General features: G+C 62.3%; 20 protein-coding genes. 9 read left to right on the forward strand and 11 right to left on the reverse strand.

Annotated elements, in window-relative coordinates; all coding sequences use genetic code 11:
• The first annotated feature begins 509 nt into the window (after positions 1-509).
• Positions 510-3,143 (forward strand): Rne/Rng family ribonuclease, encoded by a 2,634-nt coding sequence (locus CCK88_RS05520; protein ID WP_086469488.1) that lies wholly within the window; start codon positions 510-512, stop codon positions 3,141-3,143.
• Between the two features lie 174 nt (positions 3,144-3,317).
• Here CCK88_RS05520 and CCK88_RS05525 read toward each other — a convergent pair whose 3' ends face one another.
• Both CCK88_RS05525 and CCK88_RS05530 read right to left on the reverse strand, forming a co-directional pair.
• Positions 3,318-3,824 carry a GNAT family N-acetyltransferase gene (locus CCK88_RS05525; RefSeq protein WP_086469489.1) on the reverse strand — a complete coding sequence of 169 codons (507 nt, stop codon included), beginning with the start codon at positions 3,822-3,824 and terminating at the stop codon, positions 3,318-3,320.
• The gene (locus tag CCK88_RS05530) at positions 3,825-4,937 is read right to left on the reverse strand and encodes a pyridoxal phosphate-dependent aminotransferase (protein ID WP_086470828.1); all 1,113 of its coding nucleotides are present in this window, start codon (positions 4,935-4,937) and stop codon (positions 3,825-3,827) included.
• 190 nt (positions 4,938-5,127) lie between these two features.
• Between CCK88_RS05530 and CCK88_RS05535 the strand changes: the two genes are divergently transcribed.
• From CCK88_RS05535 to CCK88_RS05560, 6 genes are all read left to right on the forward strand, one after another.
• Positions 5,128-6,000, forward strand: a complete 873-nt coding sequence (locus CCK88_RS05535) for a DsbA family protein (RefSeq protein ID WP_170926364.1) — start codon at positions 5,128-5,130, stop codon at positions 5,998-6,000.
• 94 nt (positions 6,001-6,094) lie between these two features.
• On the forward strand, positions 6,095-6,532 hold the full coding sequence (gene aroQ / locus CCK88_RS05540; RefSeq protein ID WP_086470829.1) for a type II 3-dehydroquinate dehydratase: 438 nt from the start codon (positions 6,095-6,097) through the stop codon (positions 6,530-6,532).
• A gap of 33 nt (positions 6,533-6,565) precedes the next feature.
• Entirely contained in the window at positions 6,566-7,066 is a 501-nt protein-coding gene (accB, locus tag CCK88_RS05545) for an acetyl-CoA carboxylase biotin carboxyl carrier protein (RefSeq protein ID WP_086469491.1), read from the forward strand.
• 10 nt (positions 7,067-7,076) lie between these two features.
• Positions 7,077-8,423: an acetyl-CoA carboxylase biotin carboxylase subunit gene (gene accC / locus CCK88_RS05550; protein ID WP_086469492.1), complete on the forward strand. Its 1,347-nt coding sequence runs from the start codon at positions 7,077-7,079 to the stop codon at positions 8,421-8,423.
• Between the two features lie 37 nt (positions 8,424-8,460).
• Positions 8,461-9,093, forward strand: a complete 633-nt coding sequence (gene aat, locus CCK88_RS05555; RefSeq protein WP_086469493.1) for a leucyl/phenylalanyl-tRNA--protein transferase — start codon at positions 8,461-8,463, stop codon at positions 9,091-9,093.
• On the forward strand, positions 9,090-9,866 hold the full coding sequence (locus CCK88_RS05560; RefSeq protein ID WP_170926365.1) for an APH(3') family aminoglycoside O-phosphotransferase: 777 nt from the start codon (positions 9,090-9,092) through the stop codon (positions 9,864-9,866). The genes aat and CCK88_RS05560 overlap by 4 nt, the downstream gene beginning before the upstream one ends.
• Before the next feature lie 82 nt (positions 9,867-9,948).
• Here the strand turns inward: CCK88_RS05560 and CCK88_RS05565 are convergent, their stop codons facing one another.
• The 5 genes from CCK88_RS05565 to CCK88_RS05585 all read right to left on the reverse strand — a co-directional run bounded on the left by CCK88_RS05565 (position 9,949) and on the right by CCK88_RS05585 (position 12,908).
• Entirely contained in the window at positions 9,949-10,446 is a 498-nt protein-coding gene (locus tag CCK88_RS05565) for a GyrI-like domain-containing protein (protein WP_086469495.1), read from the reverse strand.
• 14 nt (positions 10,447-10,460) lie between these two features.
• Positions 10,461-11,246: an SDR family NAD(P)-dependent oxidoreductase gene (locus CCK88_RS05570; RefSeq protein WP_086469496.1), complete on the reverse strand. Its 786-nt coding sequence runs from the start codon at positions 11,244-11,246 to the stop codon at positions 10,461-10,463.
• A 79-nt stretch (positions 11,247-11,325) separates the two neighbouring features.
• On the reverse strand, positions 11,326-11,748 hold the full coding sequence (locus CCK88_RS05575; RefSeq protein ID WP_086469497.1) for a DUF2155 domain-containing protein: 423 nt from the start codon (positions 11,746-11,748) through the stop codon (positions 11,326-11,328).
• 12 nt (positions 11,749-11,760) lie between these two features.
• Positions 11,761-12,147: an NADH:ubiquinone oxidoreductase subunit NDUFA12 gene (locus CCK88_RS05580; protein ID WP_086470830.1), complete on the reverse strand. Its 387-nt coding sequence runs from the start codon at positions 12,145-12,147 to the stop codon at positions 11,761-11,763.
• A 164-nt stretch (positions 12,148-12,311) separates the two neighbouring features.
• Positions 12,312-12,908, reverse strand: a complete 597-nt coding sequence (locus tag CCK88_RS05585; protein ID WP_086470831.1) for a TetR/AcrR family transcriptional regulator — start codon at positions 12,906-12,908, stop codon at positions 12,312-12,314.
• Between the two features lie 144 nt (positions 12,909-13,052).
• Here CCK88_RS05585 and CCK88_RS05590 point away from each other — a divergent pair, with 144 nt between their 5' ends.
• Positions 13,053-14,237, forward strand: a complete 1,185-nt coding sequence (locus CCK88_RS05590; protein WP_170926366.1) for an MFS transporter — start codon at positions 13,053-13,055, stop codon at positions 14,235-14,237.
• 558 nt (positions 14,238-14,795) lie between these two features.
• Positions 14,796-18,494, forward strand: a complete 3,699-nt coding sequence (locus CCK88_RS05595) for a vitamin B12-dependent ribonucleotide reductase (protein ID WP_086469499.1) — start codon at positions 14,796-14,798, stop codon at positions 18,492-18,494.
• Between the two features lie 192 nt (positions 18,495-18,686).
• Here the strand turns inward: CCK88_RS05595 and CCK88_RS05600 are convergent, their stop codons facing one another.
• From CCK88_RS05600 to CCK88_RS05615, 4 genes are all read right to left on the reverse strand, one after another.
• Positions 18,687-19,523, reverse strand: coding sequence for an undecaprenyl-diphosphate phosphatase (locus CCK88_RS05600; RefSeq protein ID WP_086469500.1), 837 nt, complete (start codon positions 19,521-19,523; stop codon positions 18,687-18,689).
• 202 nt (positions 19,524-19,725) lie between these two features.
• The gene (locus tag CCK88_RS05605) at positions 19,726-20,520 is read right to left on the reverse strand and encodes a lantibiotic ABC transporter permease (protein WP_086469501.1); all 795 of its coding nucleotides are present in this window, start codon (positions 20,518-20,520) and stop codon (positions 19,726-19,728) included.
• Positions 20,521-20,616: 96 nt separating this feature from the next.
• Complete coding sequence (locus tag CCK88_RS05610) at positions 20,617-23,160, reverse strand: ABC transporter permease (RefSeq protein WP_086469502.1); 2,544 nt, start codon at positions 23,158-23,160, stop codon at positions 20,617-20,619.
• On the reverse strand, positions 23,157-23,861 hold the full coding sequence (locus tag CCK88_RS05615; protein ID WP_086469503.1) for an ABC transporter ATP-binding protein: 705 nt from the start codon (positions 23,859-23,861) through the stop codon (positions 23,157-23,159). The genes CCK88_RS05610 and CCK88_RS05615 overlap by 4 nt, the downstream gene beginning before the upstream one ends.
• Positions 23,862-23,885 lie beyond the last annotated feature (24 nt).

Consider the following 23,885-nt stretch of genomic DNA (forward strand, 5'->3'; position numbering starts at 1 on the left):
CGATTCCTTGGCAGATGTGGCCTTATGCGATGATTTGCGGCTGTGGCCAAGGAACGACGCGGCAAAACCCTTGCAGGAGCGTCTGTTTTGACTTTCTTGTTGCCATTCCGGCGCAACTTTTCTACACGCTAAGGATGCAGGTGCGTGTGTTTCGCGGCCGTTTTCGGGGTTTGACTTAGCCCCCTATGGCTCGAAGCGGAAGTTGCGGTTTCAACGCTCTGCAGTGACGAATTTCGGTCCACTCGGACCGGACGGTGCCAGGCAACGCGCCTGACACCCAATAGGAAGAGGTCATATGGCCCGCTGGCGAACAGAGCGCGACGCGATCGAATATTCCGATTGCCGCTTTGCTTCGGCCTCAAAGCAGGCTTTGACCGACACATCTCTGGCGCAGAACGTGAGAGGTTCGCGCCGCCCAACATCAAACCTATTCGCCCCGCAATGCGCCACGACCAGGATGCCGGCCTTCCGGCGTCCCCTTGTCGGCGCGCGGGTGCGCGGAGTTCATTATGGCGACCAAGAGAATGCTGGTGGATGCCATCCACCCGGAAGAAACACGGATTGTCGTTACCTCGGGTAACCGTCTGGAGGAATTCGACTTTGAATCGGCGACCCGCCGCCAGTTGCGGGGCAACATATACCTCGCCAAGGTGACGCGCGTGGAGCCGTCGCTGCAGGCGGCCTTTGTGGAATATGGTGGCAATCGCCACGGTTTCCTCGCCTTTTCGGAAATCCACCCCGACTACTACCAGATCCCTGTTGCCGACCGCGAAGCCCTGCTGCGCGATGAAGAGCACGAGGACGATCATCACGACGACGCTGAGGACACCGTCTCCGTGCCCGAGGGCGTCGTCGAGACCGATGCCGAAGCCGATCCTCAGGAACACGGCGAGGACAGCCATATCGAGCAGGCTCCGGCCAACAGCGAGCCGGTCGAATCGATCGGCGGTGCAGATGCGCTCGAGGAAGTGCCGGAGCGTCGTCGCTCCAGCCAGCAGCGCCGTCACCAGTACAAGATTCAGGAAGTCATCAAGCGCCGCCAGGTGATGCTGGTTCAGGTCGTCAAGGAGGAGCGTGGCAACAAGGGCGCGGCCCTCACCACCTATCTGTCGCTTGCTGGGCGCTACTCGGTTCTGATGCCCAATACCGCCCGTGGCGGCGGCATCTCGCGCAAGATCACCAATGCGGCTGACCGCAAGCGCCTCAAGGAAATCACCGCCGATCTCGAAGTGCCGCAGGGCATGGGCGTGATCCTGCGCACCGCCGGTGCATCGCGCACCAAGGCCGAGGTTAAGCGCGACTTCGAATACCTTATGCGCTTGTGGGAGAGCGTGCGCACGCTGACGCTGGAAAGCTCCGCGCCATGCCTCGTTTATGAAGAAGGCTCGCTGATCAAGCGCACGATCCGCGATCTCTACAACAAGGACATCGACGAAGTTCTGGTCGCGGGCGACAACGCCTATCGCGAGGCCAAGGACTTCATGAAGATGATCATGCCGTCCCACGCCAAGAATGTGGTGCTCTACAAGGACGAGCAGCCGCTCTTTTCCAAGTACGGCGTCGAAGCCCAGCTCGATTCGATGTTCTCGCCAACGGTTACCCTGCCCTCGGGCGGCTACATCGTTATCAACCCGACCGAAGCGCTCGTCTCCATCGACGTGAACTCGGGCCGCTCCACCAAGGAGCACAATATCGAGGACACCGCGCTTCAGACCAATCTGGAAGCGGCCGAGGAAGTGGCCCGCCAGCTGCGTCTGCGCGACCTTGCAGGCCTGATCGTCATCGACTTCATCGACATGATGGAGAACCGCTCCAACCGGGCCGTCGAGCGCAAGCTCAAGGATTGCCTCAAAGACGATCGCGCCCGCATCCAGGTGGGCCGCATTTCGCACTTCGGGCTCATGGAAATGAGCCGCCAGCGCATCCGCTTCGGCGTGGTCGAAAGCTCGACGCACAAGTGCCCGATCTGTGATGGTACCGGTCTCGTCCGCTCCACCGAATCGCTGGCGCTCATGATCATGCGTCACATCGAAGACCACGTGCTGCGCAAGCAGGGTCAGTCGATCAACGTCCGCGTGCCGGTCGAAGTCGCGCTCTACATTCTCAACTTCAAGCGCGAAACGCTGACGCAGCTCGAGATCCGCAATAATCTGTCGATCACCATCACTGCTGACAGCAAACTGGCTGGCCACGACTTCCACATCGAAAAGGGTGAGACCCGCGTTTCGGCGTATGCCGATCAGCGCGCCGCCGCCCATGTCCGCGTCGACAGCGCTGTCATCGAAGATGTCGTCGAGGAAGAGGACGAGGTCGAAGAAGCCGAGGACGCCGAGGCTCGTTCGAGCGAACAGGGTGAAGGTGAAGGCAACGGCCGCCGTCGCCGCCGTCGCCGTCGTCGCGGTGGCCGCAATGGCGACCAGGTCAATCAGCAGGTCGCCGAGACCTCCGACGATACGGGCGTCGATGCCGAAAGTGATGGCGAAGAGACCGATGGCGGTGACGACAACGGCGTTCGTTCCGCAGACGACGCCGACGGCGAAAACCGCCGTCGCCGCCGTCGTGGCCGTCGTGGTGGCCGCCGGAATAGGCGCGACCAGAACGGCGAAGCGGGCACCGAGACCGCCGAGGCCGCAGTGTCTGCACCGGCCGATGCTGTTGTCGACCATGTCGAGGTGAATGCTGAGCCAGCCGCCGAGCCCGTTCCGGCCGCCGAAGAAGCACCCGCCGAGAAACCCAAGCGCAGCCGCCGCAAGAAGGTGACCGAAACCGAGGAGTCGGCACCGGCTGAAACCACTCCGGTTGAAGCAGTCGCCGCGCCCGCTGAAGAGCCTGCCGCCGAGGAAAAGCCCAAGCGCAAGCCGCGCGCTCGTAAACCCAAGGCAGAAACCGCCGAGGCGGCACAGGCGCCCGCAGTGACCGAGGTCGCACCCGTGGCCGAAACGCCGGCGGAAGAAGAGAAGAAGCCGGCCCGTGCTCGCCGGGTGAAGAAGGAACTGCCCCCCGAAGGCGTCGTGGTGACGTCCAGTGCAGAGGCTGAAACGGCCGTTGCCGGCGCCCCCGATGCGGACGAGACTGCCGGAGATGGTGAGCCGGAAAAGAAAAAGAAGGTCGGTTGGTGGCAGCGCCGCCTCGGCCTTGGCTAGAAGCATCAAGGGCGGCCTACGGGCCGCCCTTTTTTGGCTACCGCAGCTCCGCAGTGCCGCCCTCGGGCCTGACCCGAGGGCCACTCTCAGCCCAAACGAGAGCCGTTGCGAACGTCGAACGCGGCTCTGGCGTCAAGTCCGAGGGCGATTTGAGATAGTCGTGCGGTTGCGGCCTTAGCGTCCCGGAAAATACCGAAACACCACATCGCCCGGGTCCTGGGGCGTTGCGCGATCGTCCCGCATACCGCCCAGCCGGGCTGAAACCGCCATGGACTTGGCATTTTCCGGATCGAAATAACTCACCAGCGTATCCAGTTTCAGCGTTCCGAACGCCCAATCCTTCAACGCTCCACCGGCCTCGGTTGCATAACCTCTGCCCTCGAACCCGTCATAGAGCATCCAGCCCAGCTCCTTTTCAGGAAACATCGGCCCGTGGTTGATGCCCACCTGCCCTATGCAATGACCGGTTTCCCTTGCCTCGATCATAAGTGCGCCGTGGCCGTAGAGCGTCCACATGGCAACATCGCTCGAAAACATGCCCCAGGCCGCCCAGCGCACATGCGGACCACCCATCATCCGAGACCGGTCCGAGGCCATGAATTGGGCATAGGCCGGATAGTCCGCCATGCTCGGAGCCCGCAATACCAGCCGTTCGGTGGTGAGCGTCGGGATGGCGATCATCTAGCCACCGTCCTTCAGGAAACTGCGCATCCGCTCGAGCGCCTCTTCGATTGACCGCTGCGTGCCTGCATAGCTGAACCGCACAAAGCTATTGCCATCGGTCCGGTCGAAATCGACACCCGGCGTTGCTGCCACACCTGCGCGGTCCAGCATGCTCAGGCAGAAGTCCATGGAATCGTTCGAAAACCGTCCAATTCCAGCGTAGGCATAGAACGCTCCGTTGCCGTCGGCAGACATATCGAAGCCCAGCTGCCGCAGACCCTGCCCCAAAATTCGCCGGTTGCGCGCATATCCAGCCTTCTGTTCCTCCGCATAGTGGCGCTCGCCGAGGGCCACGGTGGCCGCGATCTGGCTCAGTGTGGGCGCAGAAATGAAAAGGTTCTGCTGCAGAATCTCGGCTCGCCTGATGAGGGTTTCGGGCAGCACCATCCAGCCAATCCGCCATCCAGTCATGCAATAATACTTCGAGAAGCTGTTGATCACGATCGCGTCGCGCGTCAACTCGAGTGCACTGACCGACGGAGCAGAATAGTCGAGCCCGTGGTAGATTTCGTCAGAAATGAAGGTCACGCCCAAGCGCTGACACGTCGAAATGATGTCGTTCAGCTGGTCCCGGCTTACCGCAGCGCCGGTGGGGTTGGCTGGGCTGGCGAACAACAGTCCGTCGAACGGCTGGCGTGCATGTGCGGCCGCGATCTGCGCACCGGTCAGCACCCAGTTATCCGCAGCCGTCACCGGAATTTCCGCAATCCCGAAGCCCAGGCCGAGCAGCGTGTTCACATAGGCAGGATAGCCCGGCCGGGTAATGGCGATGCGGGCACCGGGCTTGAAGGCCGCATGAAAGGCGAGGATGAAGCCTGCGGAAGAACCCATGGTCGCAAGGACCAGATCAGGATCGACGGAAACGCCATGCTGGTCATCGTAGTACCTTGCAAGCCCCTCTCTGAGTTCGGTAAGCCCCTTGGCATTGGTGTAGCCCTGCGGTTGCGGCAGCGCCTTCGCAACCGCTTCGATCACGCGGGGTGCCGGAGGGGCCCCAGGCTCGCCGATTTCCAGGTGGCAGACCGTACGCCCTTGGGACTCCAGTGCTTTGGCGCGCTTGAGGATGTCCATGGCGAAAAAGGGCATCAGGCCGTCGGCAGAGATGGTCATGCAAACTCCGGTGTTGTCTGGCGGCCTAGCGCGAAGCGGATCAATTCTCAACAACAATTGAACCAATCGCTTTTCGGCTCAACCGAGAGCAGGTGCGCCAGGTGCAGGACGTCTGCTAGACATGGCGCCAGAGACTCGACTGGAGCCGACCATGAACCGCCTTTCCATCGTACTGGCCGCCGTAGCGGGTATCCTTGCCGGTGCACTGGGTTATTCGCTTGTCACGCAACCCAAACCGGAAACCGATGCTGTCGCCGTCCGCGCCATTGTCGAGCAAGTCCTGGACGAACACGCCGTGATGGCGGCCGCGGCTGTCCCGCCTGTCGAAGAAGCACCGGAAACGGCCGCCATCGACCCCGCGATCCTCAACCCCATGATCGAGCAATACCTCATGAGCGACCCGAAGGTCCTTCAGCGCGTGTCGGCCGCCCTCGAGACGGCACTACGGAGCGAGGAAGAGGAACGCACCCGCACGGCCATGGCCTCGTTCCATGATCGCATCTTCAATGCGCCCGACCAGATCGTTCTCGGCAATCCCGACGGCGACGTGACCCTTGTGGAATTCTTCGACTACAACTGCGGCTATTGTCGCGCGGCCCTGCCCGATATGGCCGCACTCCTCGAAGAGGACCCTAACCTCAAGGTCGTGCTGAAAGAATTCCCGATCCTGTCGAACGAATCCATCGATGCGGCGCGTGTAGGCGTCCTGGTGGGCCAGGCCGATGCGGACTATTGGGACTTCCACTCGGCGCTGTTCACCAGCCGTGGGAAGGTCGACAAGGCGGTCGCCCTGTCGGCCGCCGAGACCCTGGGTTTGTCATCTGCCGATCTCGAAGCCAGGATGAATGCCCCCGACGTGGCCGAAACCATTCAGTCCTCTTATGAAATCGCCCAGGCACTGGGGATTACCGGGACCCCGACCTACATCATCGGTAACGAAATCATTCCCGGTGCGATCGGTGCCGACGAGTTGCGGAGCCGGATTGCCAATATGCGAGAATGCGGCAAGAGCCAGTGCAGCTGACGCGCCGGCATTGTTCTGCCTTGTTTGCTTTTTAGTGCATTTCGTGTAACCGCCCTTGCGCCGGTCAAAAGGGCCGGTGCACAAGGCATGGATCATGACCAAACGCGTTCTCGTCCTCAACGGCCCGAACCTAAACCTGCTCGGCACGCGCGAGCCGGGAACCTATGGCTCGGAAACGCTCAAGGATGTGGAAAATCTCTGCAAGACGGCAGCGGGCGAATTGGGGCTTGGCCTCGATTTCCGTCAGTCCAATCATGAGGGCGAACTGGTCACCTGGATCCAGGATGCGCGCAAGACTGCCGACGGCATCCTGATCAACCCCGCCGCCTATTCCCATACTTCGGTGGCCATCCACGACGCGCTCCGCGCCGTCAATCTGCCGGTGGCCGAAGTTCATCTCACCAATATCCACCAGCGTGAAGCGTTCCGGCATCATTCCTATGTGTCCTCTGTCGCCTTCGGCGTCATTTGCGGCTTTGGTTCGCTTGGATATAGACTGGCCCTCGTGGCCTTGGCCGAAAAACTCAAATAACGCTTCGACGCGAGAAGCCGGGAGACCGACAGAATGACCAAGTCATCAGTGGATCAGGACCTGATCCGCGCCATTGCCGAACTGCTCAACAAGGAAAACCTTGCCGAGATCGAAATCGAGCAGGACGATCTGCGAGTACGGGTGACGCGCTCATACCCTACCGAAGCCCCGGTCTACGCGCCGCAGCCCATGCAGTATATGGCGCCGCCCGCAGCGCCCCATGCCCCGGCAACGCCGAGCACGCCAGCTGGTTCGGCGCCAGCCGCCGCAGCATCCAAGTCTGAAGACCTGGCCTCCAATCCTGGCACCCTCACCTCGCCCATGGTCGGCACCGCCTACCGCTCGCCCGAACCTGGCAAACCTGCTTTCGCCGAGGTCGGCACCAAGGTCTCGGAAGGTCAGACCGTCTTGATCATCGAGGCGATGAAGACCATGAACCAGATCCCCGCGCACCGTTCCGGCACCGTCACGCGTATCCTCGTGGACGATGCTCAGCCGGTTGAATATGGCGAGCCGCTCGTCGTCATCGAGTAAGGGAGCGACCATGTTCCAGAAGGTTCTTATCGCCAACCGAGGCGAGATCGCCCTGCGCATCCTGCGCGCCTGCAAGGAAATGGGCATCCAGACCGTTGCGGTGCACTCGACCGCCGACGCCAATGCCATGCATGTGCGCCTGGCCGACGAGAGCGTCTGCATCGGCCCAAACTCGGCACGCGACAGCTATCTCAACATCCCCTCGATCCTGGCTGCCTGTGAGATCACCGGCGCGGACGCGGTGCATCCCGGCTACGGTTTCCTGTCCGAGAATGCGCGCTTCGCCAAGATCCTTGAGGAGCACAAGGTTACCTTCATCGGGCCTTCGGCTCACCATATCGAGATCATGGGTGACAAGATCACCGCCAAGAAGACGGCGGTCGAGCTCGGCATTCCCGTGGTTCCGGGATCGGCGGGCGCCGTCGAGACCGAGGAGGACGCCAAGCGTACCGCCAAGGAAATCGGCTACCCAGTGCTGATCAAGGCCACGGCCGGCGGCGGTGGCAAAGGCATGAAGGTCGCCCGCAGCGAAGCGGATGTCGTTGTCGCCTGGTCGACGGCCCGTTCCGAGGCAAAGGCCAATTTCGGCAACGAAGCCGTCTACATGGAAAAATACCTCGGCAAGCCGCGCCACATCGAAGTGCAGCTGCTTGGCGATGGCCAGGGCAATGCTGTCCACCTCGGCGTGCGTGACTGTTCGCTGCAGCGTCGCCATCAGAAGGTTTGGGAAGAGGCCGGCGGCCCCACCATCACCGCCGAAGAACGCGACCACATCGGTGAAATTTGCGCTGCCGCCATGCGCAAGCTCAAATACTCTGGCGCCGGCACCATCGAGTTCCTCTATGAGAACGGCGAATTCTACTTCATCGAGATGAACACCCGCGTGCAGGTGGAGCATCCGGTCACCGAGCGCATCACGGGCATAGATATCGTCTACGAGCAGATCCGCGTGGCATCTGGCGAAAAACTCTCGATGACGCAGGATCAGGTGCAGTTCTTCGGCCATGCGATCGAAGTGCGAATCAACGCCGAAGATCCGCAGACATTCGCGCCCTCGCCCGGCACGATCACCTTCTACCATCCGGCCGGTGGCGTCGGTATCCGCGTCGATTCGGCAGTCTATCAGGGCTACAAGATCCCGCCCTACTACGACTCGTTGATTGGCAAACTGATCGTCTACGGGCGCACTCGCGAGGAATGCCTCAAGCGCCTGAGCCGCGCCGTGGACGAATTTGTCATCGATGGGGTCAAGACCACCCTGCCGCTCTTCCAGCGCCTTCTCAAGCAGCCGGACATCCTCACAGGCAATTACGACATCCACTGGCTCGAAAATTTCCTGGCCAACAACAAGGCCTGAGCTTGAGGGGCGCGACAGCGCCCCTTATCTTTCCCGCATGGCCCGCCGCACCGACCCCTTCGCCATCGAACTCACACCCGAGCTGGTGCTGCGCGCCTATCGCGCCGGCATGTTTCCCATGGCTGAAGACGCAACGGATCCCGAAATCTTCTGGGTCAGCCCGGATCATCGCGGCATCATGCCCCTCGATGGCTTCCACGCCTCCAAAAGCCTGCGCAAGGCGATGCGCACGTCCGTTTGGGACATTCGCGTCGATACCGATTGGGATGGCATTGTCGAAGGTTGCGCCACGGTCGGCGCCGATCGCGACACCACCTGGATCAACGGCACCATCCGCGCCGTCTATGGTGCTCTGTTCGATCGCGGCATCGCCCACACCGTGGAGGTCTGGGATGGCTCGGAGCTTGTTGGCGGGCTCTACGGGATCGCCATCGGCGGCGCGTTCTTTGGCGAGTCCATGTTCCACCGCCGCACCGACGCCTCCAAGATGGCGATGACCCATCTTGTAGAGCGTCTCAACGCCGGGGGCTTCGAACTGCTCGATACCCAGTTTCTGACAGATCACCTCGCCTCGCTTGGCGGTGTCGAAATCGGGCGAGCCGAATACGAAGACCGCCTTGCTCGCGCCACATCGCGAGACGCCGATTGGCACGCATGGGACCGCCTATGATTAGACCCGAAACGCTCCCCGAAAGTCTTTCGCCGCTGCGCGACCTCGAATGGACCCCGATCACGGTGGGACAGTCCGCGAGCGACGTCTGGCGCATTGCCCTCAGCGACGGCAATTCTGTCTTTCTCAAATCCGAAGCCATTGGCCCGCTTGCCGAACTGCCCGGCGAAATCGAACGGCTCAACTGGCTTACCCGCATGGGCTTCAAGGCGCCTCGCGTGATCGACGCCGAACAATCCGTCGACCGCGTCTGGCTGCTGATGAGCGCCGTGCCGGGCGAAGACCTCACGCACTACACCAGCCAGCCCGAGAACTTTATCCGCGTCTTTTCCCAGGGGCTCAAGCGCATCCACGCGCTCGACACGACCACCTGCCTCTTCGACCACGCCATCGAGGCGCGTCTAGCCGAGGCCGAGACCCGCGTGGCGGCCGGGCTGGTCGACGAGAGCGACTTCGATGCGGACCGCGTTGGCTGGACCGCAGGTCAGGTTCTCGATTGGCTCAAGGGCAATCGGCCCACGCAAGGCCAACTCATCGTCACCCATGGCGATGCCTCGACACCCAATGTCCTGGCGCTCGACGGCCGCTTTTCCGGCATGGTCGACTGCGGCCGAATGGGCCTCGCCGATATGTGGCAGGACCTCGCTTTGGCCTGCCGCAGTATTGAATACAATATCGGCCGCGAGCACATTGCCCCCTTCCTCGCTGCCTATGGAACCGACTGGGACGAGGAAAAATACCGCTATTATTGCGCGCTCGATGAGATGTTTTGAGCCGCGATCAATCGATACGTCGCCATTCCGCCCCGGGGGTCGTCCCGAGGGCGGTCTCGTAAAATCCAGGAGAGGGCGCGCCTCAATCCTTCATCTTGAACGCCAGCGTCGTCACCCACTTTTCCATATCCGGCTCCTCTTCCGGGTCGCTGTCATAAAGCTCCAGCCGGCAGGCAAAGTGATCGCCATCGGCCTTTTCCTCGACATCGAGCTTTTGCCCGCTCTCCTTGACCCAACCGATGAGCATGCCTGTAACGGTCATCAGCTTGTCCGGATGACCGGTCCAGCTCACGCCGATGAATTTGCCGGCGGGCAAGGTGCCGTTCTTCACCTTCCCCTCCTCCGGCCCTAGCTTCTCCACCGCGATCCCCGCCTCGACATCGAGCGTCTCAGCCATATTGATGCGGCGGTAATTGTAGAAAGCCGGGCCGACAGGCTTCAGCCCATGCTTTTCGAGATGCGCGAAGATCAGCGGAAAGCCATCTCTCGCGGGCTTCTGCATCTGCCGCATGGTTACGGTGAACGGCACAAAGATATACGGCTGCGCCTTGCGCTTTTCGATCTCGGGAAGTGTCAGCATTTTGTTTCCTCCAGTTAGTCGACCTGCCCGCCGCCAGTCGTGTTGGCCAGCGTCGCTGTCATGCTCGATGCCAGATCGCTCGCCAGCAGCACCGCAGCGTCTGCGGTCTGGCTGAGCGACGCGATATGGCGAAGCGGCGTATCTTTGGCGAATTCGGCGTGCAGCTCGTCAAAGCTCATGCCGCGCTCTTTTGCGTGGATAGTCCAAACTTCGCGGATACCCGGCGTGTCCGGCGATCCAGGCGAACGCACCCAGCAGCAACGCACCCCCTTGGGTCCACTCTCGACGGCCAGGTGCCGCAGAAAATGCTCCACCGCAGCGCTGGCGACGCCGAAACCGCCCATCTGCCCGAATGCCTGCCGCGCAGCATTTGCGGTGAAGCCGAGAATGACGCCGCCACCATTCTCTCCCATATGCCGGGCATAGGCTGTCCCGACATTGAACCACGACTTCAGCCCGTTCTGCACCGGGCGCATGAAGGTCTCGAAATCGTGGTCGATAAGATCGCGGCCTTGCGAGTCGCCCCAATCCACCGCGCTGAAGGCGATCTTGATTGGGCCGCTATGGCTCACAACCTGATCAAGATGCGCCGCGACGGAATCCGGGTTCAGCGCATCGACTCGCCCAGCGAAAGCGTGTCCACCACGTTCCCTGATGTCGCGGGCCACGCTTTCCAGCGGGTCAATCCGCCGCGCCGCCAGATGCACGATGGCGCCTTCGCGCGCGAATGCCCGGGCCACGGCACTCCCTACTGCGCCGCTCCCCCCGTAAACGACGGCCACTTTGTCCTTGAGCAGCATGTTTCCTCCCCACACTGGTTCGCGCTCTATCACCACGACGGTGGAGAACGAGAAACTTGAACACGGGGGCTGAAAATTTTTAGCGCTGGTCTGGGGGCGGGACGCTGGTGGCCGTTTTGCACTCGATCAGCCACACGTCATAGACGGCGTGATCGACGGCATTGAGGGCTGGGCTATCGGCAAACATCCAGCCGGTGAAGATGCGCTCGTTCGTGCCGTCGAGGCTGAGTTGATCGACCTCGAGGAAGGCCGATGTGCGCTGCAACGTATCGTTGCTGGGCCGCTCGTAGCAGGCCCGCGGGGTTATCTCGAGGGCGCCGAACAGTACGGTCTCGTCGATGTAGACGTCGAAACGTGTGATGCGGCCGGTGATCTTGTCGAGGCCAGCAAACGTCGCCACAGGATTGGCGATCGGTTGAGCCTGCACCGGCAACTGGAGCGTCGAGGTCAAAACGGCCGCTGTCAGGAGCGGCCGTGCCAGATTTGCAAATGGAATGCGCAAGCTCCGCTGCCCTTATTCGGGCGACCAGGCCTGGTAGTCGCCGGTAACGCGCGGGCGTTCGCCCTTGTTGAGCAGGCTCCCATCCGGACGATAGGCAGCGGCCGTCCCGGTGAGGTTCGGCTGGTGCGGCTTCTCCCAGGCGTGCGGCTCGTACTTGGCATTGGCCGGCACTTCGTCCGAGCGATGGTGCATCCAGCCGTGCCAGCCCGGCGGAATGGACGACGCATCGGCATAGCCACCTGCATAGGTCACGTAGCGGCGATTGGCGCGCTTGTCCTGGTAGTAGCGGTTACCGAACTCGTCCGAACCCACATAGGCGCCGAAGCGCTTGACCCAAAGGCGCGTGCCCCAGGTGTTGCCGCTCCACCAGGAGAAGATTTCGGTGAGAAACTGCTTGATACCGGATTTGGCCAATTTTCGATTCCGCATAGATGGCGTCGATTTTGCGGTCGGTTTAGCATGGTGCAGCGGGTGAGCCTAGAGCCTCCGCGCGGAATTGAGCCACACCTCTGGTTCCTTGCGCCGCCCGGTCCACGCAGAGGCGCAAATGCGTTCCAGCAGCCTCAGACCGGAGGCTGGCTGGCCTCGCCTCGGCGCAGCAGGCTCATCATCGCGGTGATCACCCGATCCTTTTGCACGTCGCTCGTGCCTGCGAGCCCCTGAATATGCAGCCCTTGGTCCACCGTTTGCAGCATCTTTCCCAGGCCTGCGAGATTGCTTGCGCCGTCGACCTGGTCTCGCGCGGCAGCACTCACCAGATTGGCGTGATAAAGTGCTTCGATCTCCGCTGCCGCCTCCACCGCGCGATGATAGGCACCATCGGGCACGGTATGGCGTTGCGTGAGCGTATTGAGCATGAAGCAGCCATAATACTCGCTGCCATACTGCAGGTTTCTCAGGTTGGTTTCGATGTTCTCAAGGCCCATGGGTTGCCGGGTCAATGCGGCTCGATACTGCTTGAGCAGGAAGCCCACGAACCGCTCGAGCGCCGCCTCGAATAGCCCTGCCTTGCCGCCAAATTCCTTGTAGAGGCTGAACCGATTGAGACCTGTATGCTGCACGAGAGCGGCCAGATGCGCGCCCTCGTACCCAACGCGCCAGAACAGCTCCATCGCCTTGTCGATAACGTCATCGCGTTCATATCCTCTGGGTCGCGCCATTTCAGATCGATCATTCTGCTATCAATTGACCCTGGCTCGCAGCCGGGTTATTCACTTATCGTTCTGAAATTTTGGAAAAGCAATGCCGCCGCCTGTGCCCACGGAAAGCGATGCCAGAGCGATAGCGGCCGGACGGCTAGGTCCATGACCCTGCGTGGCTTTCTGTGGCGCTACTATGCCTATGTGTTCCTGTTCGACTTCATCCTCGCCTACGCGTTCTACACGGCCTTGTTCGAACTCGAAGGCCTGTCGATAACGGAGATTGGCGTTTTGCTGGCGCTTTGGTCCGCCGCAGCCATTATCCTCGAAATGCCTTCGGGCGCGCTGTCCGACCATTTTGACCGGCGCTGGTTGCTGATGGCAGCGCCGCTGTTCAAGGCGCTGACGTTTCTGCTCTGGATCCTCGCGGCCGGAAACTTCTGGCTCTATACCCTGGGCTTTATGTTCTGGAGCCTCGCCCAGGCCCTCCAGTCCGGATCGCGCGAAGCCCTGCTCTATGAGCGGATGGCTCATGACGGGCGTGAGGCGGAATTCGACAAGGCGCTGGGTCGGGACAATGCAGCCGAGGAGCTGGGTATTGGTTGTGGCACCCTGCTTGGGGGCTTTGTCGCATGGTTGAGTTTCGATTGGGGTCTGTGGTTGTCGGTCCCGCCTCTCCTCATGGCCTCCGCCCTCGCCTTAGGGCTTGAGGACGTCCGTCGGTCGACGCGCTCGGAACAACCCACGGAAACGGTTTCCGGGTATTTCTCCCATTTCGTGGATGCGGCCAATGAGTTCCGCCACCACGCGAATCTGCGCTTTGTCGCAACCTACATCGCAGTGGGCCTTGTGGTGTTTCAGCTCCTTGAGGAGTTTGACCAGCTCTACTATCTGGCCATTTCCCTGCCCATATGGGCCTGGGGTGTTGCCGGCGCGGCGGTCGAATTCCTCTTTGCAGGCGCCAGCCTCTTCGCCCATCGCCTTGACGGTCGGCCTTGGCTCGCCTGGCTTCTGCCGCTGGTCGGCGGTGTCCTGCTGGTTCTGGCATCGGTCGGCGCCTCGCCCTGGTTCGTTCTCCTGCTCTGCGCCGCCTACGTCGTCATGGCGCCGATCAACGTCCTCGCCGAAGCGCGCTTCCAACGCGTCATGGAGGGCCGCAGCCGCGCCACGACGACCTCTGCCCTCGTCATGGCGGAGAATGTCTCGGGCATCGTGCTGACCCTTGCCTTCAGCCTCCTGGCCGAGCGGGTCGGCATCCTGCCCGCCTATGGCTGGGCTGGCCTCGTCATGGCGCCTCTGGCTCTGTGGGTCATCTACGGGCAGCGTCGCGGCCTGAGGGCCACCGACTAGATGTGGTGTCCTCCCCTAACACGATTTCGCTCAAAATTCTGGCCTTGACACCCTGGGTCAGGAGTTGATTCTGCCTCTTAGCGGCATGGATAATGCCCGGTTAACACCCGGCAGATTGGACGGATCTGTGAGTAAATTCGCACCCTTAGAGCCCGAATTTCGCACCCCGTATCGACCGGCTTGGCCACTCCGGCACAGCGTTTAATTCGCGCCGCAATGGCTCTGGTTTCCTTGCCATTTGTCCCCGTAATCCACATATTACCCATACTAGCTCTTGTTTGAGCGCATAGCCGCAACACTAGGTCTTGTGATTTCTGGCGTTGACGCTGCCCCTGAATCGACTAACTCTGATCCACGGTCCGGCGCTCTCTAAAAAGGCTCCGGACAAGTCCCCGACCAAGCGCTGGCATCAGACCTGCGCAGGACCGGGGCACGGGGCAATTCTACAAAGGCCGCCCTCCTGCGGACTTTGCTTGGTGAAGCGTCAATACAGATCTGGATGAGAAGCCGGGGTTTCGGCTGGTGGGCACATTTGTGCCCGACACTTGGGGAATACGAATGCGCATTGAACGCCGGTTTACGACTGCCAACGCGGACCGCTACGGCTCTATCGAGTTCCGCTCGGCAACCAGCGAGATCAAGAACCCCGACGGCTCGGTGGTTTTCAAGCTCGACGACATTGCCGTGCCCGCAACCTGGTCTCAGGTCGCCACCGACATCATCGCGCAGAAATACTTCCGCAAGGCCGGCGTCGCCAAGGTCCTCAAGAAGGTCGAGGAAAACGACGTTCCCTCCTGGCTGTGGCGCTCCGTGCCAGACGAAAAAGCCCTCGCCAAGCTTCCCGAAAATGAGCGCTACGGCTCGGAAATGGATTCGCGCCAGGTCTTTGATCGCCTTGCGGGCACCTGGACCTACTGGGGCTGGAAGGGCGGTTATTTCGACAGCGAGGAAGACGCGCGCACCTTCTTTGACGAACTCGCCTTCATGCTCGCCAGCCAGCGGGTCGCTCCCAATTCCCCGCAGTGGTTCAACACCGGTCTGCATTGGGCCTATGGCATCGATGGCCCCGGCCAGGGCCATTTCTATGTCGACCCCTTCACCCACAAGCTCGTCCAGTCCAAGTCGGCTTACGAGCATCCGCAGCCGCATGCCTGCTTCATCCAGTCGGTGGACGATGACCTCGTAAACGAAAACGGCATCATGGATCTCTGGGTCCGCGAAGCGCGCCTCTTCAAGTATGGCTCCGGCACCGGCACCAACTTCTCCAAGCTGCGCGGCGAAGGCGAAAAGCTCTCCGGCGGCGGCAAGTCCTCGGGCCTGATGAGCTTTTTGAAGATCGGCGACCGCGCTGCCGGCGCCATCAAGTCGGGCGGCACCACCCGCCGCGCCGCCAAGATGGTCGTGATCGACATCGATCACCCCGATATCGAGGCCTACATCAACTGGAAGGTCAAGGAAGAGCAGAAGGTCGCCGCCCTCGTCACCGGCTCCAAGGTGGTCTCGAAACACCTCAAGGCCATCATGAAGGCCGCCGTCAATTGTGAAGGCAATGGCGACGACTGCTTCGACGTGGCCCTGAACCCCGCCCTCAAGCGCGAAGTCCGCGCCGCCAAGAAGGCCCTGGTTCCGGAAAACTACATCTTCCGCGTCATCCAGTTCGCTCGCCAGGGCTACACCGATCTTGAATTCCCCATCTACGACACCGATTGGGACAGCGAAGCCTATCTGACCGTTTCGGGCCAGAACTCCAACAATTCCGTCCGCGTCACCGATGACTTCCTGCGCTCAGTCGAATCCGATGGCGACTGGAACCTGACGGCCCGCAGCAACGGCAAGACCATCAAGACACTCAAGGCCAACGACCTTTGGGAACAGATCGGTTACGCGGCCTGGGCATCGGCCGATCCCGGCATCCAGTACCACACCACCATCAACGAGTGGCACACCAGCCCCGAAGCCGGTCCGATCGTCGCGTCCAATCCGTGCTCGGAATACATGTTCCTCGATGACACGGCTTGCAATCTCTGCTCGGTCAACCTCCTGCCCTATCGCAACGCTGACTCGAGCTTCGACACCGCTGCCTACGAACACACCGTCCGCCTCTGGACCATCGTGCTCGAAATCTCGGTGATGATGGCCCAGTTCCCCAGCCGCGCCATTGCGGAACGCTCGTTCGAATACCGCACGCTGGGCATCGGCTACGCCAATATCGGTGGCTTGCTGATGACCTCGGGCATTCCCTATGACTCCGCCGAAGGCCGCGCCATCGCCGGTGCCATCACCGCCATCATGACCGGCGTCAGCTACGCCACCTCGGCCGAAATGGCCAAGGAGCTCGGCCCGTTCAAGGATTACAAGCGCAACTGCAAGCACATGCTGCGCGTCATCCGCAACCACCGCAATGCCGCCTATGGCAATGCTGATGGCTATGAAGGCCTCTCCATCAACCCGGTTCCGCTCGACCATGCCAACGTCAAGGACGCGGCCCTTTCCGAGCGTGCCCGGATTGCCTGGGACAATGCTTTGGCGCTGGGCGAAGCTCATGGCTACCGTAACGCCCAGGTTTCCGTTATCGCGCCCACCGGCACGATCGGCCTCGTTATGGATTGCGACACGACCGGCATCGAGCCCGACTTCGCCCTCGTGAAGTTCAAGAAGCTCGCCGGCGGCGGCTACTTCAAGATCATCAACCGCGCCGTGCCCCCCGCCCTGCGCACCCTCGGCTATGCCGAAGACCAGATCGCCGAGATCGAGGCCTATGCCGTTGGCCACGGCAACATGAACCAGGCGCCTGGCATCAACCCCTCGACGCTCCGCACCAAGGGTTTTACCGATGAAAAGATCGAGGCGCTCAACGCCGCGATGAAGTCGGCCTTCGACATCAAGTTCGTCTTCAACCAGTGGACGCTTGGCGCCGATTTCCTCAAGACCCTCGGCGTCACCGACGAACAGCTGGGCGATTTCTCCTTCGATCTGCTGAGCCATCTCGGCTTCTCCAGGAAGGACATCGAGGCCGCCAACATCCACGTTTGTGGTGCCATGACGCTTGAAGGCGCGCCCTTCCTTAAGGACGAGCACCTGCCCGTCTTCGATTGTGCCACCCCCTGCGGCAAGATCGGCAAGCGCTACCTCTCGGTCGAGTCGCACATCCTCATGATGGCTGCTGCCCAGCCCTTCATCTCGGGCGCGATTTCCAAGACCATCAACATGCCCAACGACGCCACCGTCGAGGACGCCAAGAACGCCTACATGCTCTCCTGGCGCCTGGCGCTGAAGGCCAACGCGCTCTATCGCGATGGCTCCAAGCTCTCCCAGCCGCTCAATTCCTCCGTGCTGGCCGCTGCCGACGACGAGGACGAGGACGATGCGGTGGAGGCCATCGCCGCCCTGCCCGCCGCCGCGCGCACCGAAGTCATCGTCGAAAAGATCGTCGAGAAGGTGTTCCGCGAACGCGAGAAGATGCCGGATCGCCGCAAGGGCTACACCCAGAAGGCCGTCGTCGGTGGCCACAAGGTCTATGTCCGCACCGGCGAATACGACGATGGTCGCCTGGGCGAAATCTTCATCGACATGCACAAGGAAGGCGCCGCCTTCCGCGCGATGATGAACAACTTCGCCATCGCCATCTCGCTGGGCCTGCAATATGGCGTGCCGCTGGACGAATATGTGGAGGCGTTCACCTTCACCCGCTTCGAACCGGCCGGTATGGTCATGGGCAACGATCGCATCAAGAACGCCACGTCGATCCTCGACTACGTGTTCCGCGAACTGGCCGTTTCCTATCTCGATCGGAACGACCTCGCCCACGTCAATCCGGAAAGCCCGACTTCGCTCAGCAAGGGCGTTGCCGAGGAACAGGGCACGCGCACCGCGCCTGCGCCCGCCCCGGTGCCCGCTGAGCGCTTTGTCTCCCGCGGCATGACCCGCGGCAAGACGGCCAATGCATCCCTGATGCTGGTGCCGACTGCCGAGGCCGCCCGCTACGCCCCGGCCACCGCGACGGCCACATCGACCGTCACTGCCCTGCGCAGCGCCACCGCGCTCAAGATCGACCCGAGCCCGACGGCCCTCAACACCGCCGAACTCGACCCGATCCCCGCCCCGCCGCCGTCAAGGGATGCTGGCCTCCTTCGCGCCGAAGCGCAGATGAAGGGCTATACCGGCGACCAGTGCACGGAGTGCAACAACTTCACCATGGTCCGCAACGGCACCTGCCTGAAGTGCGACACCTGCGGAACGACCACCGGGTGTAGCTGAGCCCTTCTGGATCTCAATCTATCGATGAATTGCCGGGGCGCTCAGGCGCCCCGATCTTTTTGAACTTCGGGAAAGCTGGCTCACGCGTTAGAGCAGTCGCGTTACATGTGACTGCCCACGGGAGCACGGTAGTCCAACCAACGCTTACGCAAGCAGGCGTCTGATCCCTGAACTTATAGGGTCCACCCCGACCTAAATCGGCGCCAGAACCCCAAGCCCAAGCAGCGCCAGAAGACCAAGCCCGACAACGACCCGGTACCAGACGAAGGGCATGTAGCTGCGGGTCGAGATCAGCTTAAGGAAGAAGACGATCACCACGTAGCCGACGAAGAAGGCGACGACCGTGGCGAGGAAGGTCTCGCCCCATCCCACCGGGTTGACTTCGCCCATGCTCTTGAAAAGCTGGTAAAAGCCGGATCCGAAGACGGCGGGGATGGCGAGGAGGAACGAGTAGCGGGCCGCCGCTTCGCGCGTGTAGCCCATCAGCAGGCCTGCGGTGATGGTGCCGCCCGAGCGGGACACGCCGGGGATCAGCGCCATGGCTTGGGCGAGGCCGAACAGCAGCCCGTGGGTCCAGGTCAGTTTTTCCAGTGGGCGCACCTTGGCCCCTACCCGGTCGGCAATCCCGAGGATGATGCCGAAGACGATCAGCGCGGTCGCGGTGATGTAGAGGTTTCTGAGGCCCGTCTCGATCGCGTCCTTGAACAGGAGGCCCAGGATGATAATCGGCAGCGACCCGAGGATGATCAGCCAGCCCATGCGAGCATCCGCCGCCTCGCCATTGGTATTGCGCAGCAGGGTGCGGTTGATCCAGGCCGATGCGATACGCAGGATGTCGTGGCGGAAATAGACGACAACGGCCAGTTCGGTGCCGATCTGGGTGATGGCGGTGAACGCGGCGCCAGGATCGGCCCCGGAGGGCAGGAATTCGCCAAGCACCCGGAGATGGGCACTCGATGAGATGGGCAGGAATTCCGTCAGGCCTTGCACCAGCCCCAGAATTGCGGCGTCGAGCCAGCTTGTCGACATGGAAGCTCCTTCGATCCAGGTGGCGCGACCCTGCCGCCGAGAAGTGCAGGATTCCTTAAGCGCCGCGCTCTTTTCGCGCTAGCGCCCAACCGCGTCGGAAACGGGGCACAATCGAGAAAAGCCGTTTGGAGCGGAGTTGCAGCGAAGCCGCCAGCTTTTGGGTCTGGCCGCTTCGGGTCATCCTTGGGAAATTGCGCTGGCGTCAGGCGAGCCCTGTTCTCTGACGCTTCATCCAGACGAAAACCTCGGACGCGACGAAGAGGATGATACAGCCGATCGTGACGGCAATGACGAGCGGATACTGGTTCGCGAATCCATCAGCAGAGGTGTGCTTGACGACAATGCCGATGAAGGCCCAGATCAGCACGAAGCCATAGGCCATGTCGCGGTTTCGGACCATGGCCAGCGTCCCGATCGCCGCAGCGACCGCGATAATGATGGCCGCCCAGATGTCCGCCGAAATTCCAAAACCGTCCCAGCCAGCGCTGACCAGCAGCACGGTGATATTGGCGACCGTGGCGACGGTCAGCCAGCCGAAATAGACGCAGAATGGCACCGCCACCAGCCACCAGTCCCGGCCGCTCAGCGCGTGCCGGCGGATCGTCAGCACGATCACCGCCAGGAGGATCAGGATCGTGGTGATCAGCAGGGTCGAGAGCAGGATCTGATCGTAGTGCCAGGCGAAAACCCAGGCCGTATTGGCCAGCGAGGAAAGGGCGAAAAGCGTGCCGATCTTGTTGAGGAGCCCGCTGTCGTCACGGCTGCGGCCACGGAACAGTCCCCATTGATAAAGCACATGCAGCGCCAGAAGCAGGTAGATCAGCCCCCAGATCGAAAACGTCAGGCCGGCGGGAGCGAAAAGGTTCTCGTAGGCATCGGAAATCTCGCCGGTCTGGCGCCCGTTGAGCGGCAGCGCGTTGGCCAGGTAATTCACGAAGACCATCAGCAGGTAGGTAACTGTGAGCCCAAGTTTGACGGGCAGATCCGCGGCGCGCATGTGACGTGTTCCTCAGGTAGCGGGCTGATCGGACTGTCAGCCACGATGTCATAACACTACGTCGCCTGTTCGGTTTCGGACCACTTGAGCCGAGCACTAGACGCCGTCGGCTCGGAGCTGCCGCGCTGGCCGCACCGACATGGCCGACCAGGTCGTCAGAACTCCGGTCGCGATCGTCGTCGCGACGGCCCCGATGATGACGACCGCGACCGTCATCATGTTTGGCACGAAGGGGATTTCCATCACGAAGGTCAGGATCGCCCATGTCGCAGTCACACCCAGGCCGGCGCCCATGGCTGCCGCAAGCAGACCGAGCACCCCGTATTCGACCACGAAGGCCACGATCACATTGCGCCGAGTTGCCCCCAGCACTTTCATGACCACGGCATCCGCCTCGCGCTGTCGGCGCCCAACGGCCATGGCGCCCGCCAGCACCAGCACGCCGGACACCACCGCAAGGCTCCCCACCAGAGCCACGGCGTTGGCAAGGCTTGAAAGTATCTCCTCAACCCGCGCGATCGCATACCCGACTGGCAGAAAGCTCAGTGTCGGAAAGGCCTGGGACAGCCGGCCCTCCACGCCCGGAGCGGCACCATCGACCACGTCGATGGCGCCCATCACGGTCTGCGGCGCGCTCTCGACCATGCCGGGCGAAAACAGCAGCCGGAAATTCACGCCGCCCTCGCGCCAGTCGATATCCCGAAAATTGGCAACCGTCACATCGATCGCCCGGCCTGCAACGGCAATGCGCATGCTATCGCCCACGGAGAGCCCTAGCGGCGCGCGCAGCTCGGTGCTCAGAGATACCAGTGGAGGGCCGGAATAGTCGTCGGCCCACCACTCCCCGTCGACAACGCTCGAGCCCTCTGGCAAGGATCGCGCCCAGCTCAGCGCCGTATCGCCTTCGAACATGTCGGCGATGTCGTCGGGCACCGGTCCGAGCTCGGCGACGGCCACGCCCTTAACGCTCTCGATCGTGCCACGCAGCATGGGGATGGTCTCGAGCGCCGCGATACCGGGATCGGCCGCTGCAAACGCCTCTACCAGTGGCACCTGCTCCTTGGGCATATCCAGCAGCACGAAGGCCGGCGCATCCTCGGCCACTGCGCCGTCGATCTGGCTGCGCAGGTTCTGGTCGAGCAATGTGATCATCAGGAGCAGCGCAAGACCGAGCCCGAGCGACAGCACCACCACGGGAGCGACCGATCCCGGCCGGTAGATGGACTTGAAGGCCTGTCGAAGCACCGTATTGGGCATCGGTGGAACCAGCCGCAGCAGCGCCTGCAGCAGCCAGGCGGCGACCCGCAGCAGGCCGAACGCGACCCCCGCGCCTATCGTGTACCACAGGACCAGCCAGGGCGAGCCTGTGGTGTAGACGGCCAGACCGGCTATGCCGAGCAGCGCAGTAGCAAGTGGCAAGGACGTCCGCCAAGCCACGAGATCGCGCCAGTTGAGGGTATTCACACCGCCGTCTGACGCGCGGAACAGGTTGGCGGGCTTGAGCTTCTGTGCAGCGCGAAGCGGTAACAGGGCGAAGGCGAAACCGATCAGCAGGCCAAACCCCGCCGCCGTGACGAGCGAACGCAGATCGAGGCTCGGCGCGAGTTCAATGCCCAGCATGCCCGACAGGACCGGCAAGGCGACAAGGCTTGTCCCTGCGCCAAGGACCAGCCCGAGAAGCACACCCGCAGCGGCCAGCACCATGACCTGCGTCAGAAAGTGCACGAGGACTCGAGCCCCCGTGGCGCCCAGGCTGCGCAGCGTGGCGATAGAGGTGCGCCTTTCGGTGATATAGGCGGAAATCGCGTTGGAGACGCCCACCCCGCCGACCAGCAGCGACGACAAGCCCACCAGCGTCAGGAACCGCGCGAAAAGATCGAAGAACCGCGCGAGATTCGCCGCCGCGTCCTCGGGCTGCCGCAGGTCCCATCCGGCGTCGGGATGAGCCGCGTTCAGTCCCTCGATCGCCCGCGCCGCATTACCCTCCGCGAGCACGACCTTGTATCCGTATCGGCTGAGAACGCCCTGCTGCTGCAGCCCTGCCTCTGCAAGTGTGGTATCGATTACGACGGCCGGAAGGCCGAGCTGAAACCCGAGTGCCGCCTGGTCTGGCAGCGCCTCGAGCACGCCGCGCACGGCAAAGTCGGCATCGCCGATCCGGATCGTATCACCCAGCGTCACCCCGAGCCTGTCGAGCACCCCCTGGTCCACCACCGTTCCGGGCAACCCGCTCTCGTCGGAGAGGAGGACACCCAGCGGTTCTCCCGATGCAGGCGAAACCGCGACGCTTCCGAGCAGCGGGTAATTGCTGCTCACCGCGCGCAGGCTCAGCAGCGTACTGGCGCCATTGGCGCTGGCCCGGGCGGTAATATCGACCACCCTTGCCGTCTCGCCAAGCGCCTCGACCGCCGCGCGTTGCTCGGGCGAGATGTCTGCTCCGCGCGAACGCACTTCCATGTCACCGCCGAGGATGACGCGCGCATCGCGCTGCACCGCCGACTGCAGTGCAGCCCCGACCGACGACACTGCCGCAATGGCACCGACGCCCAGGGCCAGACAAGCGAGAAGAATGACGAAGCGCCTGAAATCGCCCCGCAGGTCGATAATCCCGATCCGCATCCAGCCCAGAAGTCGGCTCATGCAAGCACCTGCTCCGTGACGCTGGTCAATCGCCCGTGGTTCATGGCGAGGACCCGGTCGGCACGACGGGCGAGAGCCGGATCATGGGTAATGAGGAAAACCGCCGTACCGTTGTCGCGGGCCAGTGCGAACATCATCTCGATCACCCGGGCGCCGGTATGTTGGTCGAGATTGCCCGTCGGCTCGTCGGCCAGCAGCAGTTTGGGCTTGTTGACGATGGCACGCGCCAACCCCACGCGCTGTTGCTCCCCGCCAGATAGAGCGCTCGGACGATGATCGAGCCGATCGCCGAGCCCCACGGCGACCAGCGCCTCGGTCGCGGCGGCCATGATCTCGGCATAGGATTGCCCTGTCTCTCCGATCTCGAGCGAGAGCGCCACGTTTTCGAGCGCCGTCATCGACGGGATCAGATGAAAATTCTGAAACAGGATGCCCAGATGCTGACGCCGGAAGATTGCCAGCTCGTCTTCGCCAAGGCCTGTGATCGGCTTGCCGGCAACAATCACGCTGCCGTTTGTTGCCTGTTCGAGCCCACCGAGTACCATGAGCAGCGATGTCTTGCCGCTGCCCGACGGCCCCACCACCGCCACCACCTCGCCCGGCGCGACCGAGAAGTCGATGTCCTTGAGAATGTGGAGCGGCGTCTTGCCCGATTGCAGGTTCAGGTTGAGGGCGGCAGTCTCTACCACTGGGCTGCTCATGGGCGCACTTCCGTCAGAATGATC

It is taken from the genome of Devosia lucknowensis, from assembly GCF_900177655.1.
GTDB classification, from domain to species: Bacteria; Pseudomonadota; Alphaproteobacteria; order Rhizobiales; family Devosiaceae; genus Devosia; species Devosia lucknowensis.